General features: G+C 71.1%; 19 protein-coding genes. 11 read left to right on the top strand and 8 right to left on the bottom strand.

Annotation, left to right across the window (positions count from 1 at the left end):
- Positions 1–27 precede the first annotated feature (27 nt).
- From ACZ6O2_RS27225 to ACZ6O2_RS27215, 3 genes are all read right to left on the bottom strand, one after another.
- Entirely contained in the window at positions 28–465 is a 438-nt protein-coding gene (locus ACZ6O2_RS27225; RefSeq protein ID WP_466024834.1) for a lantibiotic dehydratase, read from the bottom strand.
- On the bottom strand, positions 462–1814 hold the full coding sequence (locus tag ACZ6O2_RS27220) for a lanthionine synthetase C family protein (protein ID WP_466024833.1): 1353 nt from the start codon (positions 1812–1814) through the stop codon (positions 462–464). Before ACZ6O2_RS27220 ends, ACZ6O2_RS27225 begins: the two co-directional genes overlap by 4 nt.
- A 90-nt stretch (positions 1815–1904) precedes the next feature.
- Complete coding sequence (locus ACZ6O2_RS27215; RefSeq protein WP_466024832.1) at positions 1905–2582, bottom strand: hypothetical protein; 678 nt, start codon at positions 2580–2582, stop codon at positions 1905–1907.
- Positions 2583–3231: 649 nt separating this feature from the next.
- On the opposite strand from ACZ6O2_RS27215, the gene rox reads away from it, so the two are divergent.
- From rox to ACZ6O2_RS27200, 3 genes are all read left to right on the top strand, one after another.
- Positions 3232–4695: a rifampin monooxygenase gene (gene rox / locus ACZ6O2_RS27210; RefSeq protein ID WP_466024831.1), complete on the top strand. Its 1464-nt coding sequence runs from the start codon at positions 3232–3234 to the stop codon at positions 4693–4695.
- A gap of 278 nt (positions 4696–4973) precedes the next feature.
- The gene (locus ACZ6O2_RS27205) at positions 4974–5141 is read left to right on the top strand and encodes a hypothetical protein (RefSeq protein ID WP_466024830.1); all 168 of its coding nucleotides are present in this window, start codon (positions 4974–4976) and stop codon (positions 5139–5141) included.
- Between the two features lie 20 nt (positions 5142–5161).
- Positions 5162–6052, top strand: a complete 891-nt coding sequence (locus tag ACZ6O2_RS27200) for a DUF2785 domain-containing protein (RefSeq protein WP_466024829.1) — start codon at positions 5162–5164, stop codon at positions 6050–6052.
- 91 nt (positions 6053–6143) lie between these two features.
- Here ACZ6O2_RS27200 and ACZ6O2_RS27195 read toward each other — a convergent pair whose 3' ends face one another.
- The gene (locus ACZ6O2_RS27195) at positions 6144–7088 is read right to left on the bottom strand and encodes a hypothetical protein (protein WP_466024828.1); all 945 of its coding nucleotides are present in this window, start codon (positions 7086–7088) and stop codon (positions 6144–6146) included.
- Positions 7089–7210: 122 nt separating this feature from the next.
- Here ACZ6O2_RS27195 and ACZ6O2_RS27190 point away from each other — a divergent pair, with 122 nt between their 5' ends.
- The 6 genes from ACZ6O2_RS27190 (at position 7211) to ACZ6O2_RS27165 (ending at position 10702) form a co-directional block, all read left to right on the top strand.
- Positions 7211–7759 (top strand): substrate-binding domain-containing protein, encoded by a 549-nt coding sequence (locus ACZ6O2_RS27190; protein ID WP_466024827.1) that lies wholly within the window; start codon positions 7211–7213, stop codon positions 7757–7759.
- On the top strand, positions 7731–8234 hold the full coding sequence (locus ACZ6O2_RS27185; protein ID WP_466024826.1) for an O-acetyl-ADP-ribose deacetylase: 504 nt from the start codon (positions 7731–7733) through the stop codon (positions 8232–8234). Before ACZ6O2_RS27190 ends, ACZ6O2_RS27185 begins: the two co-directional genes overlap by 29 nt.
- A gap of 123 nt (positions 8235–8357) precedes the next feature.
- Complete coding sequence (locus ACZ6O2_RS27180; protein ID WP_466024825.1) at positions 8358–8924, top strand: RNA polymerase sigma factor; 567 nt, start codon at positions 8358–8360, stop codon at positions 8922–8924.
- Entirely contained in the window at positions 8921–10003 is a 1083-nt protein-coding gene (locus ACZ6O2_RS27175; RefSeq protein WP_466024824.1) for a hypothetical protein, read from the top strand. The genes ACZ6O2_RS27180 and ACZ6O2_RS27175 overlap by 4 nt, the downstream gene beginning before the upstream one ends.
- Positions 10004–10259: 256 nt before the next feature.
- Positions 10260–10415 (top strand): hypothetical protein, encoded by a 156-nt coding sequence (locus ACZ6O2_RS27170; protein ID WP_466024823.1) that lies wholly within the window; start codon positions 10260–10262, stop codon positions 10413–10415.
- Entirely contained in the window at positions 10412–10702 is a 291-nt protein-coding gene (locus tag ACZ6O2_RS27165) for a sulfurtransferase TusA family protein (protein WP_350710619.1), read from the top strand. The genes ACZ6O2_RS27170 and ACZ6O2_RS27165 overlap by 4 nt, the downstream gene beginning before the upstream one ends.
- Before the next feature lie 255 nt (positions 10703–10957).
- Here the strand turns inward: ACZ6O2_RS27165 and ACZ6O2_RS27160 are convergent, their stop codons facing one another.
- The 4 genes from ACZ6O2_RS27160 to rpmB all read right to left on the bottom strand — a co-directional run bounded on the left by ACZ6O2_RS27160 (position 10958) and on the right by rpmB (position 14485).
- Positions 10958–13297: a heavy metal translocating P-type ATPase gene (locus ACZ6O2_RS27160; RefSeq protein WP_466024822.1), complete on the bottom strand. Its 2340-nt coding sequence runs from the start codon at positions 13295–13297 to the stop codon at positions 10958–10960.
- A gap of 477 nt (positions 13298–13774) precedes the next feature.
- Entirely contained in the window at positions 13775–14080 is a 306-nt protein-coding gene (rpsN, locus tag ACZ6O2_RS27155; protein ID WP_350710615.1) for a 30S ribosomal protein S14, read from the bottom strand.
- 1 nt (position 14081) lies between these two features.
- Positions 14082–14249, bottom strand: a complete 168-nt coding sequence (gene rpmG / locus ACZ6O2_RS27150; protein WP_350710614.1) for a 50S ribosomal protein L33 — start codon at positions 14247–14249, stop codon at positions 14082–14084.
- Complete coding sequence (rpmB, locus tag ACZ6O2_RS27145) at positions 14249–14485, bottom strand: 50S ribosomal protein L28 (RefSeq protein WP_350710612.1); 237 nt, start codon at positions 14483–14485, stop codon at positions 14249–14251. The genes rpmG and rpmB overlap by 1 nt, the downstream gene beginning before the upstream one ends.
- Positions 14486–14737: 252 nt before the next feature.
- Between rpmB and ACZ6O2_RS27140 the strand changes: the two genes are divergently transcribed.
- Both ACZ6O2_RS27140 and ACZ6O2_RS27135 read left to right on the top strand, forming a co-directional pair.
- Entirely contained in the window at positions 14738–16030 is a 1293-nt protein-coding gene (locus ACZ6O2_RS27140; protein ID WP_466024821.1) for a CobW family GTP-binding protein, read from the top strand.
- Entirely contained in the window at positions 16027–16290 is a 264-nt protein-coding gene (locus tag ACZ6O2_RS27135) for a type B 50S ribosomal protein L31 (protein WP_466024820.1), read from the top strand. Before ACZ6O2_RS27140 ends, ACZ6O2_RS27135 begins: the two co-directional genes overlap by 4 nt.
- Positions 16291–16342: the final 52 nt, after the last annotated feature.

The following is a 16342-nucleotide window of genomic DNA, read 5'->3' as shown; positions in this document are numbered from 1 at the left end:
TCCTCGACCTGCCCGAGCAGGTCTGGATCAACAAGCCCGAACCGCAACGACAAGCCGCTTAACTCCCGTTGGCCTCAATCCCTTGACACGTTCCGCCGGGACAATCGCGATGTTCGTGGTCTGGGCCCACCGCACCAGGCCGACTCCTGCGAACAGGCCGAAAGGCGTCGGCCTGGTGGTCATCCTGATGAGGTAGCGCCTGAGCTTGCGGGCCAGGCGGGGAGCCCGCCTGTCCTGGAGACCGGTCCGCTCCAGTGCGGCGGCCAGATCCGGACTGGCCACCCGTATCGCAAGGGGCAGCAGCGGATCAGGGGGGAGCAGCGACGAGCCGGACCGGGCCGGGAGAGTGAGGTTGCGGGAGCCCGCTGGGAGGAGAGGGGCCCGTAGAACGGCCCATCCGAGCGGCTCGTACAGCACGGGTCGGTGGCCCTGGCGTGCCCGCTGCACGCGGTGGGTTCCGGTCATGAGAGCAAAAAGCTCCGGTCCCAGACCGGCTCGATCCCGGTAGCTGCGGCCAGCAGGGTCATGGCGACACCCGCGGCACCGTCCAGCAGGCCGGCCCGGTCCACGGCGACGTCCGCCGTCTCCAAGGAGGCGTAGCCGAACGGCCGCTCGGGATCGTACGCCGCCAGAAGCTGATCGACGAGCTCAGTCGACGCGTCCGCGAGAGTGTCCGACGGGGTGTCTCGCGCGAAGCGCAGGACGATCTGGAGTAGCCCGGCCACACCATGGCAGAAAGTGGGTGAGGGGACGTAGCGCAATTCGGCAGGGCGTCGCAGGATGCTGGTCATTCCCTCGACCGCCGCGCTGCGCAGCCCGCCGTCGTCCAAGGCGCAGCCTGCCAGCCACAGGGAACGCGCGACCCCTGGAGTGCCGTAACACCAGGCACCCCGCGTCGGGCCGGACGCTCCACTAGAGGTTGGCCGGCCCGCCGGCGTCAACGGCACGGCGTCGGGCCAGCCGCCTCCCCATACGTCGTCGACCCGCTGCGAGAGCAACCATTGGGCGAGGGAGCGCACCGCCTCGCGCTGACCGGGGACCTCGTAACCGCCCAGCAGGGCGAGGGACAGCAGCGCCAGGGGGCCGGGTATGCCGTGTGCGAGCCCGCAGTTGAGCTGTCCCGAGGGATAGGCACGGCGCGTCGACTCGGAGAGCAGCAGTTCCGGCGGGGTGGCCCAGCGGGGTATGCCTCGGGGGGATTCGGCAAGGCGTACCAGAGCGGTGAGAACGTCCGGCAGCACACCGAGCGAGTCGCGCCTCAAGAGGTAGGCCCCCACACCACTCACCCCGGAGACGAGATCGAAGGCACTCACCGGCAGGCCGGTGCCGATGGCGTTCAGTCGCGCGGCGAGCTCCGACGCCTGCGGGGCCAGCAGTTCGTCGGCGGCCGCGAGCGCCCGCTGGTAGCGGTCGCCGTTCCGGCTCAGCGATTCCAGTGCGAAGGCGAAGCCGCCAAGTCCGGCGAACAGCCCGGCGTGCTCCGGGCCACCGTTCTCCAGAGCGGTTACCCCTTCGGCGAGGAAACCGTGGCCGACCGCGTCCCACCCCTCCCCCGGAAAGCACTGATCGAAATAGGAGCACATCACAGAGATCCCCGCATGCCCTCCAGCGAGTCCGCATGGGTTCCACTGAACCGACCCGGGATAGAGCGTCTGGCGGCGTGCCAATGGAAGCGACCGAGCGATGCGTTCGCGATCAGTGACACGGATAGCGACATCCCGTGCCGCGAAAAGCGCCGCGCTCTGCCGGGTCGCGTCGAGGGCGCCGGTCCAGACCGGCGAAAGCACAATGTCAGGCGTTGCGGACTCAGGCACCTGGACTCCCTTGGGTTTTGAGGTCGGTGAGGGGTGCACGCGCTGCGAGGGGGCATCCCGGTGGTGATCGTCAACCAGAAGCCGACGCGCTCAACAGCGAGGAGTGCAGGCGGTCTCAATGCAGCTGATCGTTTTGTCCCAATCCTCATCCGGAAGGCAGCCCGTGCAGGTCGACTCACAGGAGGGCCAGATGTCGCACGTGTTGGTGCATCCCCAGTCCCCACACGTGCACGTCCAGAACGCTTCGGTCCACGGAATTGGCCGACAATTCCCCTCCGGGTCCGTCATCGGTTGGGTGTACTCGTCGATCGGGTTCGTGTTCTCGTCATACAGGGCGGCACGGAACTCCGGCCGGCGCCGGGCCCGCTGGGGGCCGCGGCGCACGGGGCCGCCGGCAGATGTTGGTCGCCTTCGCCGAAGGTCCAGGTCGAACTCATCCGGCGGCCGGACCGATGCCGTGCGCGTGTAGGCGATGTGGGCACCCTTCTTCAACGTGATCCGGGTTGCCTCAGTGCCGAGGAACGGCGCCTTCTCAGATGGAATCCGCGAACTGTCGAGGACGTCACTGACGGAGAACTCGATGAAGTAGTCGAGCCCTTTCGTGAGGTAGAGACGCCGGTGGCCGGGGCGGTCACTGTCTCCCAGTAGCCCGCTCACGGTGAGACCGACTTCCGGCGGTCGCGAGGGGTCCGGGCGCAGCCGTTCGACCAGTGGGTCTTGGTGGCCTTCGACGTCCCTGAAAGGGCTGTTGTCCGTGGAGTCAGGCATAACGTTCTCCCAAAATTGATTCGGGCGGCCCGACACGTGAGCAGCTGCAGGCCTTCACACCTGGCATGATTCTCCTACGTCCCTGAGACCCATGTGCGCCGAATGTCGTCGACGCGTGAAACTGGATTCTGAAAGTCCGTCGGATCACCGCCTGGCTGCTACGCCACCCCGACACACGGCGCCCCGCCGACCCACTGGGTCCGCGACGTCGCCTACGACGAAGATCGCTGCCAGGTCCGTGCCGGTACCGGCCCGCAGGTCATGGCCACCCTTCGCGACGCCGCGATCGGCGCCCCCGCCTGGCCGGCACCACCAACATCGCCGCCGACACCACGCCCGCAACCCCACCGACCACTCGCCCTGCTCGGCATCACCTAACGACTTTGCCAGGGCCTGGGAGCTGAGCCGGATGCGCTCGCCGGAGCACGACCGTGTGATGTTCGAAAAGGTGCTCGTCTGCCGTCGTGCTCGGCGAGCCAGCCGTCGCGCTGTGGGCTCGGCTGAGCGCTGGCGTGAAAACTAGAAAGGCAAGGAGGAAAGCTCCTTGCCACTATTAACATATACCGCACCCCCGGGCTTGCGGCAAGACCCCGGTCGTGGCGCACAATCGTCGGCCGAGCGCAAGAATCGGCACACCATGGGGGAATGCATGTTCGATGTGATCATCGCCGGCGGCGGCCCGACCGGCATGATGTTGGCGAGCGAATTGCGTCTGCGGGGCGTCAACGTGCTCGTGCTGGAGAAGGAGGCCGAGCCGCCGCCGTTCGTGCGGTCGCTCGGGCTGCACGTGCGCAGTATCGAGGTGATGGATCAGCGGGGGCTGTTGGAGCGGTTCCTCGAGAACGGCAAGCAGTATCCGATCCGTCCCGGCGACGTCCGGGGATTCTTCGCGGGCATCGAAAAGCCCGCTCCCACCGGGCTGGACACCGCGCACGGATACATGCTCGGCATTCCGCAGACGCTCACCGACCGGCTGCTCGCCGAGCACGCGGCCGAAGTCGGAGCCGAGATCCGGCGCGGCTGTGCAGTGGTCGGGCTGGAGCAGGACAACGACGGCGTAACCGTCCACCTTGGAAGTGAAACCGCAACGCCGTTGCGGGCGCGGTTTGTCGTCGGCTGCGACGGTGGGCGCAGCACGGTTCGGAAACTGCTCGGGGTCGGGTTCCCTGGCGAGCCGTCGAAAATCGACACGCTGCTGGGCGAGATGGAGGTGAGGGCTTCCCCGGAAGACATCACCGCGGTGATGACCGAGGTGCGCAGGACCGAGAAGCGGTTCGGGATCGGGCCGTCGGGCAAGCCGGGGGTGTTCCGGGCGGTCGTGCCGGCGGAAGGCGTGGTCGAAGACCGCTCGGTGCCGCCGACGCTCGAGGAGTTCAAGCAACAGCTGCGCAGATACGCCGGCACCGACTTCGGCGTCCACTCCCCCCGCTGGCTGTCGCGCTTCGGCGACGCGACCCGCCAGGCCGAGCGCTACCGGGTCGGACGGGTGTTTCTGGCCGGGGACGCCGCGCACGTCCACCCGCCGATGGGTGGGCAGGGGCTCAATCTCGGGATCCAGGACTCGTTCAACCTGGGTTGGAAGCTGGCGGCGGCCATCAACGGCTGGGCGCCGGACGACCTGCTGGACAGTTACGAGTCCGAGCGGCATCCGGTGGCCGCCGACGTGCTGAACAACACCCGCGCACAGATGCACCTGACGACCAACGAGCCCGGACCGCAGGCGGTTCGGCGGTTGTTGACGCAGCTGATGGACTTCGACGACGTCAACCGGTTCCTGATCGAGAAGATCACGGCGATCAGCGTCCGGTACGACTTCGGTGAGGGTCATGCCCTGCTCGGGCGGCGGCTGCGTGACGTCCAGCTGAGGCATGGGCGCCTGTTCGAGCTGATGCGCACCGGCAGCGGGCTGCTGCTCGACCGGACGGGGCGGCTTTCGGTGGACGGCTGGGCCGACCGGGTCGACCACGTCACCGACATCAGCGAAGAGTTGGACGTACCGGCGGTGCTGCTCCGGCCGGACGGGCACGTCGCGTGGGTCGGCGAGGATCAGCAGACGCTCGATGTCGCGCTGGCCAAGTGGTTCGGCGCCACAGGAGCTCCTACGGCCGGGTGAGGGACGCTCTCGAGGACTGCGACGCCCCCGGGGATGCCGGCGTGAAGGGTGCGCTGCAGGTATCCCGGCGAGCGCGCGGATCGGGTACCCGAGCCAGTGCCGCGCGGGTAGACAGACAGTCAACTCCGGCGGCGGACCGCGCCGCTGGGCGCCTTCTCCGGCGACCGAACCCGTCACCGGCTGTCCCGGCCGGCAACCGGCGCATCAACCGGGTCCTGCACATCATGGCCATCGTCCAGCTCCGCAACGACACCGAGGGACACCGCTACAGATCTTGAATGGTTGGGTCGAGTGAGGCTCCGGGGGGCGAGGCCGGTGTGGGCGAGGAAGTCCGCAACTGCCGCTGGCCGCCCGGCGTCTCCGGAAACGGCAGCGTGGGTAAGGCCCTGTCCACGGTTGGTTGGGTACGACTTGAACTCGACGTGGAGAAGTTCGACGACGCGTAGTTCGAGCCTTACCTGCGGGCGTGCGCGGCCTGGGCGGCGACGGTCCCGACCGTGTCGATCAGCCGGCGCCGTTATCGGCTGGCGAGACTCGATCAGCGCACGGTAGCTTGCCGCGCGTGACCGACTGGATCAAGATTTTCGAGGACGACTGCCGCCTTCCATCAGGGCGCGAGCTGGACGAACTGACCGCGGAACTGGCGCAGTGCCTACGCGATCCGGACCCGAGCATTCGCGACGGCCATCCGTACGTCGTACTGCGCACCTGGATCGAACGCGACGTCATCGCCGGTGACCGCCGTGAGCGACTCGGCGACGAGATGGCCGACCGGTTCACCGCCCCGCGCACCGAGGCCCGCACCTTCGCGCCCCTGGTCCTGGACATGATCGTCAGTCGGGGAGACTTCCGTCCGCGCTGGCTCGAAGCCTTCAGTCGCTGGTATCCGGCAGAGACGGACCTGCGGGGATACCACCCGCGGCTTGGCTGGCTGCACGCGGTGGCGCATGGCGCCGACCTGCTCGGCACCTTCGGCCGCCACCGTGACGTCGATCCCGCCGCCATGCTCGACCTGGCGGGCGCCCGGCTGCTCGCCCGCACCGACCACCTCTGGGCCGAGCGTGAGGACGACCGCCTCGCCCGCGCCGTCGCCCTGACTCTGACCCGCCCGGAGCTCACCGCCGCAGCGTCAACGAGCTGGCTCGACCCGATCACCGCCGACTTCCGTGCCGTGTCCGCCTCGACCACACCCACGTACGTCTCCAACGCGCTGCGCACACTGCGGGCGCTCTACGTCTTCGTCGATTGCGGCATACAGGTCCGACCAGACGGCCCCCGGCAGCAGATCACCCACCGCCACACGGTCAAGCAGCGGCTGGTCGACGTGCTGGAAAGCGACGCCAAGGCCATCGGCTGAACGCGTGCGGACCAGGCGCACGTGATGGACTGCGGGCTGCGAGGTCATGGGCACCGGCGGCGTCGAGAAGTTCACCCGCCGTTGACGCTGCTCAGCTCAGGCTGATGACGGGCCGGGTCAGGATCTCGTGGGAGTACCGGCCGTCGGAGGCGAGCCACTGGCCGAAATCCTTGTCGCGGTAGGCAGTCGCGAGGGTGAGCCAGCCCAGGAAAAAGCCGCTGCCGCCACACGTGGCGCCGCCGCCGTCGCCTCCGCACACGATGGTTCGCTCGGTGGTCGCCTCATGCTTGTAGGGATCTTGCCCGATCGCCAACCCCCACAGGTTCGCCTCGCGGTGCGCGCCAGTCTTGTGGTCGAACGGGTAGCCGTCGTTGGGGCAGTCATCGCCCCAGCGGAAAAGGGTTGTCGCACCGGCCCCACAGGCCCACTCCCACTCGTCCGCCGTGGTCGTCCGCAAGCCGATGCTCGCGAGCCCGGCCATAGCCTCGTCGTGGGAGACCTCCCGGGTCGCTCGGGCCCGCGCTACCTGCCCGGTCTGGTCGAACTCGACCGTCAGCCCACCACCAGATCGGAATATCTTCACCCCGCCGCGCCGATTTCCGGTCGACGCGACGAGTTCGAGTACCCGAGGGTCGTCCGGCGCCAGCGGAGTCTCGCAGGGGTCGAACGCGTCCACCGCGATCAGCATCGCCGGCATCTCGGCGCTGCGTACCGGCGAGGTCATCGCGTCGACGTACTCGGCCAGGGGTGGAAGACCGTACTCGCCGGCGCTGTCGGCGTAGCTGGCAGCCTGCTCCGGAGCGGGCTGGAATCGGGCCGCGTCGTAGCCGAGAGTGGGCCGGCCGCCGGGTACGAGAGCGAATCGCATCCCGTCGCGGTCGAACAGCGCCATCCGGTGCGACCGCCCCGCGTACGCCGTGTTCTTCAGGCCCGCCACGGTCAGGTCGTGTCGGTCGGCGATGTCCTGGGCCATCCGGCGGGCAGCGCCGTCAGACAGGTCGTTCCACTGCTCGAAACCGAGGTCGGCGTACGGCACCGCGCAAGAATAGAGCCGAAGGCACCGATCGCACAGTGAGCCGGCCTCAACACCTGACCACCAGGCGCACGAGGCGGGCGCGTGGAAATCGGGCGGGCCGCGCGCGCGTCCGCTCAGGCAACATGCGTGAGGTAGCCGGCGACGGCCTCGTCGGGCACCGCCACATCGCCGTCGCAGCCGGCACGGCCGGGCTCACCACCGTCGCCGACCGGCTCGCCGGCGTGGCGACCGCCCTGCGGGAGCGCGGGCTCTCCCTCGACGACCTTCCCGTCGTGCATTCCGACTTCACCCGCGACGGCGGCCGGGTCGCCGCCGAACGGATCCTGCGCGACCACCCCCGGGCCGCCGCGATCATCGCGCTCAACGACGCGATGGCCATCGGTGTGCTGTCGACGCTGCGGGCGCACCGCATCCCCGTGCCCGAGCGGATGTCGGTCGTCGGCTTCGACGACGTCTCCGTCGCCGCCGACCTCGCCCCCAGCCTCACCACCATCCGGCTGGCCGATGACCGACATGGGGCGGATGGCGCTGTCGCTCGCGCTCAAGCCCCGGTCGACCCGTCCCCGCCGCCGGTCGACCGGCCACCTCCTGGTGGTCCGCGACTCGACCGGCCCCGCCCCCACGTGGTGGCAGGATCGGGGCATGCCTTCGATCGAGGTCGTACTGGGTGACATCACCGACGAGGACGTCGACGCGATCGTCACCGCGGCGAACGAGTCGCTGCTCGGTGGCGGCGGCGTCGACGGGGCGATCCACCGCGCGGCCGGGCCACGGCTCGCCCAGGCGGGCGCCGCGCTGGCGCCGTGCGAGCCGGGCGACGCGGTGGCCACTCCGGCGTTCGACCTGGACCCACCGGTACGACACGTCATCCACACGGTCGGCCCGGTGTGGGCGGGCGGCGGCCACGGGGAGACCGACGTCCTGGCGTCGTGCTACCGGCGATGTCTCGAGGTCGCCGACGTCATCGGCGCGCGCAGCGTCGCGTTCCCGGCCATCGCCACCGGCGTCTACGGGTTCCCGCCCGACCGGGCGGCGGCGATCGCCGTGACCACGATCCAGGCCACGCCCACCGAGGTCGGGCGGGTACGCCTCGTCGCCTTCGACGAGGCCACGCACGACCTGCTGACCGCGGCGCTGCACGCCTGACCGCCTCGTACGTGCCAGCCCCGTGCCACCTCGGCGGGACCCGGACCGAGGTCGGCCCGGCGAGCGCCGCGATGCCCTGGTCGGGTCTGTCACGATGGGCGCTCGCCCGGACATGGACTAGACGTGGGTTCGGGGACTGAGCACGAGGACCGCTTCCGACGCGTCTACGCGGCGAACTTCGAGCCGCTGCTGGCGTACGCCATGCGGCGCGTCGAGCAGCCCGAAGACGCGGCGGACGTGGTCGCCGAGACGTTCCTCGTCGCCTGGCGGCGCAGCCGTGACATGCCGCCGGAGGCGGAGGTTCGGCTGTGGCTGTACGGCGTGGCCCGACGGGTGCTGGCCAACCACCATCGCGGCGGAGTACGCCGGGAACGGCTCGGTGAACGGTTGCGGCAACGACTCAGGGTCGCCGTCGCCGTCGACCCGGGCAGCGAGGTGCCCGAGCGGCTCACGGTCGAGGCCGCGCTGGCCCGGCTGGGTGAGTTGGACCGCGAGGTGTTGATGCTGACCTTCTGGGAGGGCCTGGAGCCACGCGAGGCCGCTGCGGTCCTTCACGTGAGCCCGGCTGCGGTCCGTACCCGGCTGTCCCGTGCCCGGGCCCGACTGCGAGATCTCGTCGGTGACGACCTCGGCCCGCCCGGACATGTACTCGACGTCATGGCAGCACGCACCTCGGAGGAGGGCAGATGACCGACGAGCACCTCGGCCGGATGGTCCGAGACGCCGACCCGTACCGGCCCGATGTCATCAGGCACCTCGACGGGGCCGCGCAGAACCTCCTGGAGGAGATCATGTCCGTGCCGACCCTCGGACCCGTCGCCGAGCCGCCCGGCAAGCGCCCCCGGGCACGCCGCGGCATGATGAGCGGGCTCGCCGGCGCAAGCGTCGCCGCCACCCTTCTCGCCGGTGTCCTGGCCGTCTCGATCATGAAGGTCGATCAGCCGGAAGGGCGCCCGGCGACCCCGGCGGTCACCTCCGAAGCGACGGGCCCGGCCGCGTACTCGGCGATGGTGCTCAAGGCGGCCGAGGAGAACCCGCGGCTGCTGATCGACCAACCCGGCTGGAAGGCGACCACCGTCTACGGGTTCGCCGAGAAGGAGGGCACCATCGCGTTCAGCAACGGCGGACAGCACCTGGAGATGAACTGGTACCCGGCCGCCCAGTACGACGACTACCACAAGGATCGGCTCCAGGTCAGCAAGCCGGAACCGGTGCAGGTCGACGGCTGGCCGGCCGACCTGTTCCGGTACAGCGCGAGCGACTTCGCCGTCATGCTCCGTCCCCGAGACGGTTCCTTCGTCGAACTGCGTACCGGGGGCGCCTGGACGCGGAGCGAGTTCGATCGCGTTGTCGCCGACGTGGTCCGCGTCGACGCCCGCACCTGGCTGGCCGCGCTTCCGGCCGAGATCGTCACACCGGAGCGGGTGAACGAGCAGGCGGCCAAGGTGCTCGCCGACGTGCCGCTCCCGCCGGGCTTCGACATCGCCGCGCTGAACGGCCTCGGCACCAACGACGCATACCAGTTCGGTGCCAAGCTGACCAGCCGGATCGGCTGCGGATGGATCGCCGAATGGCTGCGGGCGAAAGAGGCCGGCGACGACGCCGCCCTCCAGCGGGCCGCGGACGCGCTGCGCAGCAGCCACAAGTGGAAGGTGCTACACCAGATGAACGACGAGGGTGACTGGCCGGAGGTGTTCTGGGAGACCGCCGACAAGGTGGCCGCCGGAGGCCCGCCCGCCGGGTACAAGGAGGCCCTGGGCTGCGAGTAGGCGTCCCGGACCGCCGAGCAGTTCTCGGGCCGGGCGCTGAGGATCAGCGGATCCTCAGCGCCCGGCGCCTGCTTCGCGTCTCGTCGCGCTCGGGGCGGCGCACCGGTTACGGTCTTGACGGCCTGGCCGCCCTGGAAGGCCTGCTCGCCATCGCCATCGCCCTACTCGGACTGGGCGGGAACGTCGGCCTCGTCGCCGGCGCCGCAGATGGTCACCGACGCGGTGCCCCCGGCCGACGGGGGCCAGGACCCAGGGCATGATGGACCTGTCCATCGCTGTCGCCGGCGCCACCGGCGGCCTTGCCTCCGGCCTGGTCGTCTCCGCCGCCGGCTGTCCGGCCCTGGCGCTCGTCGGCGGCCTCGTGTCCCTCGCCATCCTGCCCGCCGTCGCCGCCACCACGAGGAGCCGATGAGCCCGCCCACCGACCCTGCCGTCCGCACCGTCGACGGCAGCGGCCTTCTCTGCGTCACCCTCCTGCTCCGCCTGCGGGAGGAGATCGACGGCGTCCCGCCGGGCACCATCGTGCACGTCGTCGCCACCGACCCCGTCGCAGCCGTCGACCTACCCGCCTGGTGCCACCTGACCGGCCACACCTGGCTCGGCCGCCAACCATCCGGGTCCGGCACGGTCTACGCGATCCGCGTCACCGCAGCAGCCGCGCCGGTCGACCGGCAGCGGCCCTGGATCACCCGCCGCTGACCGGCCTGCGGGGCGTTCACCCACTTCACCGTGCCGAGCGCGAGCCGCTCCGATTCGGCGATCTCCAGCCCGACCGGGGTCGGCATCGGCGGGGACGGCGGGTCAACTGCTCCCCGGACGGCCCGTACGACGTGGTCGCCGGGGCCGGCGACGGCGCTGCCACCACCACTGGCAGTGGTCCGGTCGGTGCGTCGGCCGCGGTTCCCGCGGCACCGTGTGATCGCCAAGGATGCCCCGCCGGAATCCACTCCACCCCTAACGTTCTGGTGCGTAGGTCGGGTTGAGGGAGAAGAAGTCCTCCTCTTCCTGCGCCAGGTGCAGCCGGAGCACGGCGTCCAGGCCGTACAGGGCGGCCAGCAGGTCGGGCACCTCCTCGCGGCGCAGCCGGCCGTCCGGGTGCTGGGTCAGGTGGCCGCCGATCCGGTTCATGAGCCGGTGGATCTCCACGTGTGCGCGGCTCATCGTCGAGGTCGCGTCGGCGCTGCCGAGCGGGCCCGCCAGCGCCGGGTAGAGGTGGCGTTCCTCGGCCGCCTCGTGCGGCAGCACCTCGTCGACCAGGCGGCGGTGCACGTCGCGCAGCGCCGGCACACATTCCAGCGCGTCGGGACGGGTCGCCACCAGGTCGGCGGTGTCGCGCAGCCGGGTCAGCACGTCCCGCACCCCGCCGTGCTCGCCGGCGTACCGGTCGAGCAGTTTCCGGGTTTCCGGCGGGACGTCGCGGCGGCGCAGGCCGCCCCCGAGGGCGCGCAGCGCGTTGAGGATCACCAGCACGTCGATGCCCTCCTGGAGGAACGCGCCGACGACCGGGGGCAGCCCGCCGGCCGCAGCGGCGATCATGGCGACGACGGCCAGGCCCATTCCGACGGTGGCGCTCTGCACCGCGATGCGGCGCGCGTACCGGGCGATGTCGACGGCGTCGGCGAGCCGGTCCAGCCGGTCCACGGTGAGCACCGCGTCGGCGACGTCGGCGGACGCCGTCGCCCCGGTGGCGCCCATTGCCACGCCCACGTGCGCCGCAGCCAGGGCCGGGGCGTCGTTGACGCCGTCGCCGACCATCACCGTGATCGTCCGGCCGGACTCCTCCCGGACCCGGGCCACTTTCTCCTGCGGCGAGCACTGCGCGATCACGTCGTCCACGCCGACGGCCTGCGCCACGTGCCGAGCGGTCCCCGACCGGTCGCCGGTGACCATGATCAGCCGGCGGAGGCCGGCCTCCCGAAGCCGCCGCACGGTACGCCGGGCGTCGGGACGTACCGGGTCCTCCAGCAGGATCGCGCCGAGCGGGATGCGGTCGTCGCTGACCCACACAGTGGAACGGCCGGCCGTTTCGGCGCGCTCGTGTACCCGACGCGCCCACTCGGGTGGTTCGCCGGTGAGCTGGCCGACTCGGACCAGGCGGCCGTCCACCCGGCCGGTAACCCCGCGCCCCGGTTCCTCGGTGACGTCGTTCGGCTCGGCCAGCGGCAGCCCCTGCTCGCGGGCCTGCCGGACCAGGGCGGCGGCAAGCACGTGCGGGGAGAGCTGCTCGACGGAGGCGGCAAGCCGCAGCACCTCGTCCCGGTCGCCACCGGGGGCGACCAGCGTCTCGGCGGCACGTGGGCGGCCGGTGGTGAGCGTGCCGGTCTTGTCCATCAGCAGGGTGCGGGCCCGGCCCAGCAGCTCCAGCGACCCGCCGTCGCGGACCAGTACGCCGCGCCGGGCCACCCGGGACAGCCCGGAGACGATCGCGATGGGGGTGGCCAGCAACAGTGGGCAGGGGGTGGCCACCACCAGCACCGCCACCGCCCGCAGGAACTGGCCGGAGAGCAGCCAGGCGAGCCCCGCCAGCAGCAGGGTGAACGGCACGAACGCGGCGGCGTACCGGTCGGCGAGTCGAACCATCGGGGCCTTGTGCGCGGTGGCCTCCTCCGCGAGCCGGACGATGCCCGCGTACGTGCTCTCCGCCGCGCTCTTGCCGGCCCGCAGCCCGAACCCGGCGCCGGCGTTGACCACACCGCTGGCCACCTGCTCTCCCGCGCCCCGGGTGACCAGCTGCGACTCGCCGGTCACCACCGACTCGTCCAGGGTCGCGGCCTCCTCGACGGTCCCGTCCACCGGCACCACGTCGCCGGGGCCGACAACGAGCCGGTCTCCCACCGCCACCTGGTCCAGGGGCACCACCTCGATCCCGCCGTCCGGGGTACGTCGCCGCGCCTGCCGGGGCGCGCGTTCCAGCAGCGCGCGCAGGTCACGGCTGGCCCGACGCTGCGCGTAGTCCTCCAGCGCCTGCCCGGTGGCGACCATCACGGCGATCACCGCGCCGGCCAGGTACTCGCGGACCAGCAGCGTGCCGACCAGCGCCAGGACGGCGATCACGTCCACCCCGAACTGCCGGCGCCACAGCTGCCGCAGCGTCGACCAGGTGGCCGGCAGCAGTGCCACGAGGGTCACCGCTACCCAGACCAGTCGGGCCGCCTCCGGCAGCCCGGCGAGCCATGACCCGGCGCCGACCAGCACGGCCAGGGTGAGCAGGGTCAGCGGCGCCCACTGCCGCCAGTCCACCCGGCGCCGCCCCACCGGCCGCTCCGGTACGCACTCGCGCGGTTCCGCCCTCACCTACGGATCGTCCCAGCGGCGCGGCCGGTCGGACCAGGCAACCGAGGTATTCCGGCGCGGGCCGGACGGCGCGGGCGAAAGCAGCCTCGATGTCCAAGGAACGTTGCGTGCAGGAGACCGGTCCGGTCAAGGGACAGCGTACGACCGGCCACCGTTACCGGCACGTCCCGGACCTGTCTGCGCGACGTCCGGCGACGGGTGCACACGCTGCGGGTGCCGCACCGACGGCCGGATCGAGGTACGCATCGCCTTGTCCTGACCGTACGGTCCGGTATCGACCAGCTGCCGGGCAGCACCACCCTGCCGGCGCCCGAGGCTGCCGCCGGCGTGGGCACCCCGCCGGCGGCAGTCCGCCCCAGTCGATGAAATCCGTCCGTGTCTCGCGGCCCTACAGGCTGGTCGTTCCTCTTCGCGCACCCGCGTCCGTCGGGTACGCCGACCTCGTCGATACGGATGCCAGCGCGGTGGGTGGCGTCGTCACCAGGACGCCTTGCGGATCCCCGGCAGCTCGCCCCGCAGCGCCATCTCCCGGAACCGCACGCGCGACAACCCGAAGCGGGTCAGCACACCTCGCGGTCGGCCGTCAATGACGTCCCGGTTGCGCAGCCGCACCGGGCTGGAGTCGCGGGGCAGTCGCGCCAGTTGGCGGACGGCGTCGTCCCGCACCGCCGGGTCGGTGTCCGGCGAGGCGATGGTCCGTTTCAGCTCGGCGCGGTGCGGCGCGTGGCGAGTGACGAGGTCGGCGCGGCGGGCCTGTCGGTTGGCGAGGCTCTTGCGGGCCATGTCAGCGCGCCTCCCGGAAATCGACGTGCCGGCGGACGACCGGGTCGTACTTGCGCAGCACCAGCCGGTCGGGGTCGTTGCGGCGGTTCTTGCGGGTGACGTACGTGTAGCCGGTGCCGGCGGTGCTGCGCAGCCGGACAATCGGACGGACGTCGGTCTGCCGAGCCATCAGAGCGTCACGCCCCGGGTGCGCAGCTCCGCGACGACCTTCTCGATGCCCTTGCGGTCCACCGTCTTCAGCGCCTTGGCGGTCAGCGTCAGACGGACCCAGCGTCGCTCCGAGGGCAGCCAGTAGCGGTGGTTCTGCAGGTTGGGGTTCCATCGGCGGCGGGTGCGCCGGTGGGAGTGGGACACGGCGTTGCCGAAGCTCGGCTTCGCGCCGGTGACATCACAGCGACGGGACACAGATACTCCTTCAGGAACGAAGCGCCGTAACGATAATCGTTTTCATTCTTACCGTGGCCGATCGGGCGGCCTCCACCCGGGGCCCGAACAACCTCGACCGGACGCCGGGGGCAGCGGCACCGGCACCACGACCACGCCACCGGCACCGCCGGGCCAACCCGGCGCTTTCGCGCGAGAAGACCTCACCCGCCACTCGCCGTCGACCACATGCTTATAATGACAATCGTTTTCAACTAAGCCGAGAGGACTGCGATGTCAACGTCCCCGCTCGCACCGGCCGACACCGGAGTGCCGGCGTCCGACGCCCGACCGTCGTTGACCGTGCTCAGTGGCTTCTGGCCGTCCGCCACGTACGCCGTTGCCCGCAGCCTGCTCGCGGCGGACCCGGCGTTGCTGCTGGTCCGGCACGACCTCGCCGGCCTCGGCGCCGGCACCGTCCACCGGATCGTGCGCGACAGCGAGGGAATACTCGAGGACGAGCGCGTCGCACTCGCCCACGGCTGCGTCTCCTGCACCCTGCGCGAGGACGTACTGCCGACCCTCGCCCGGCTGGCGCGCGCCCACCCGCACCGGGATCTGGTGCTGATGCTGCCGGAGGTGGTCGAGCCGGAAGCCGTCGCCGCCGTCTGCGCGCACTGCCTGGTCGACGGCGCGCCGATCACCGACCTGCTGCACGTCGACTCGTACGTCACCGTCGTCGACGCGGAGCACCTGCTCGACGGGCTGGCCAGCACCGACGAACTCAAGACCCTCGGCATCCACGCCGCCGACAACGACGACCGTGGGCTCGCCGACGTCATCGTCCGCCAGATCGAATACGTCGACACCCTCGTCCTGTGGGGGCAGTCACGGGAGGGTGCGTACGAGACCAGCCGGCTGTCGGTGCTGCTGGAGCGCATGGCGCCGTGGGCGACGCAGGTACGTGTCGACGGCGACCAGATCGACGCCGCCGCGCTGACCCGCCAGCTGCGCGGCACCCACCGGCACCGCACCGAGACCCCCGGCGTCCTGACCCGTGGATTGGAGGGTTACCACCTCGGCCTGCACGATCCACACCCCGACTGCGGAGTGGTGTCCGCGGTCTTCCGCGCCCGCCGCCCCTTCCACCCCCGACGGCTGCACGACGCCCTCGAGGAGGTCAACGCCCAAGTGATCCGCTCCCGAGGGCACCTGTGGCTGGCCAGCCAACCGGACGCGGTCATCGCCTGGGACTTCGCCGGAGGCGGCCTCGGCCTCGGCTCCCTCGGCCGCTGGCTGGCCGCCCTCCCCGACCCGTACTGGGACGAGGCGTCCGACCACCGCCGGCTCGCCGCCGCCATCGACTGGGACCCCTACTACGGCGACCGGAACCAGCACCTCGTCTTCATCGGCCTCGACCTCGACCCCGCCGGCCTGCACCGCACCCTCACCGGCTGCCTGCTCACCGACGCCGAACTCGCCGACGGCGAGGACGCCTGGCGCGGCTACGACGACCCGTTCACCGGCTGCTTCCCGCTCGCCGACCTCGACCCGACCGACACCGACGCCGACGGAGAACCCACATGAGATCCGACATCCACCCCGACTACAAGCCCGTCGTCTACCGCGACCGCGCCGCCGACTTCGCCTTCCTCACCCGCTCCATCGCCACCAGCGACCAGACGATCGAGTGGACCGACGGCAAGACATACCCCGTCATCGACGTGCAGATCTCCTCCGCCAGCCACCCCTTCTGGACCGGCAGGCGACGCCTGCTCGACACCGAGGGCCGAGTGGAGAAGTTCCGCGCCAAGTACGCCCGCCGCGGTCGGCAGCAACCACGATGAGCACGCGCGCATCGACCGGGCGGCACACGCCCCGCCTCGTCGGCGCGGGCGG

It is taken from the genome of Micromonospora sp. NPDC048040 (assembly GCF_055587185.1).
This window is presented reverse-complemented; position numbering and strand designations above follow the sequence as displayed.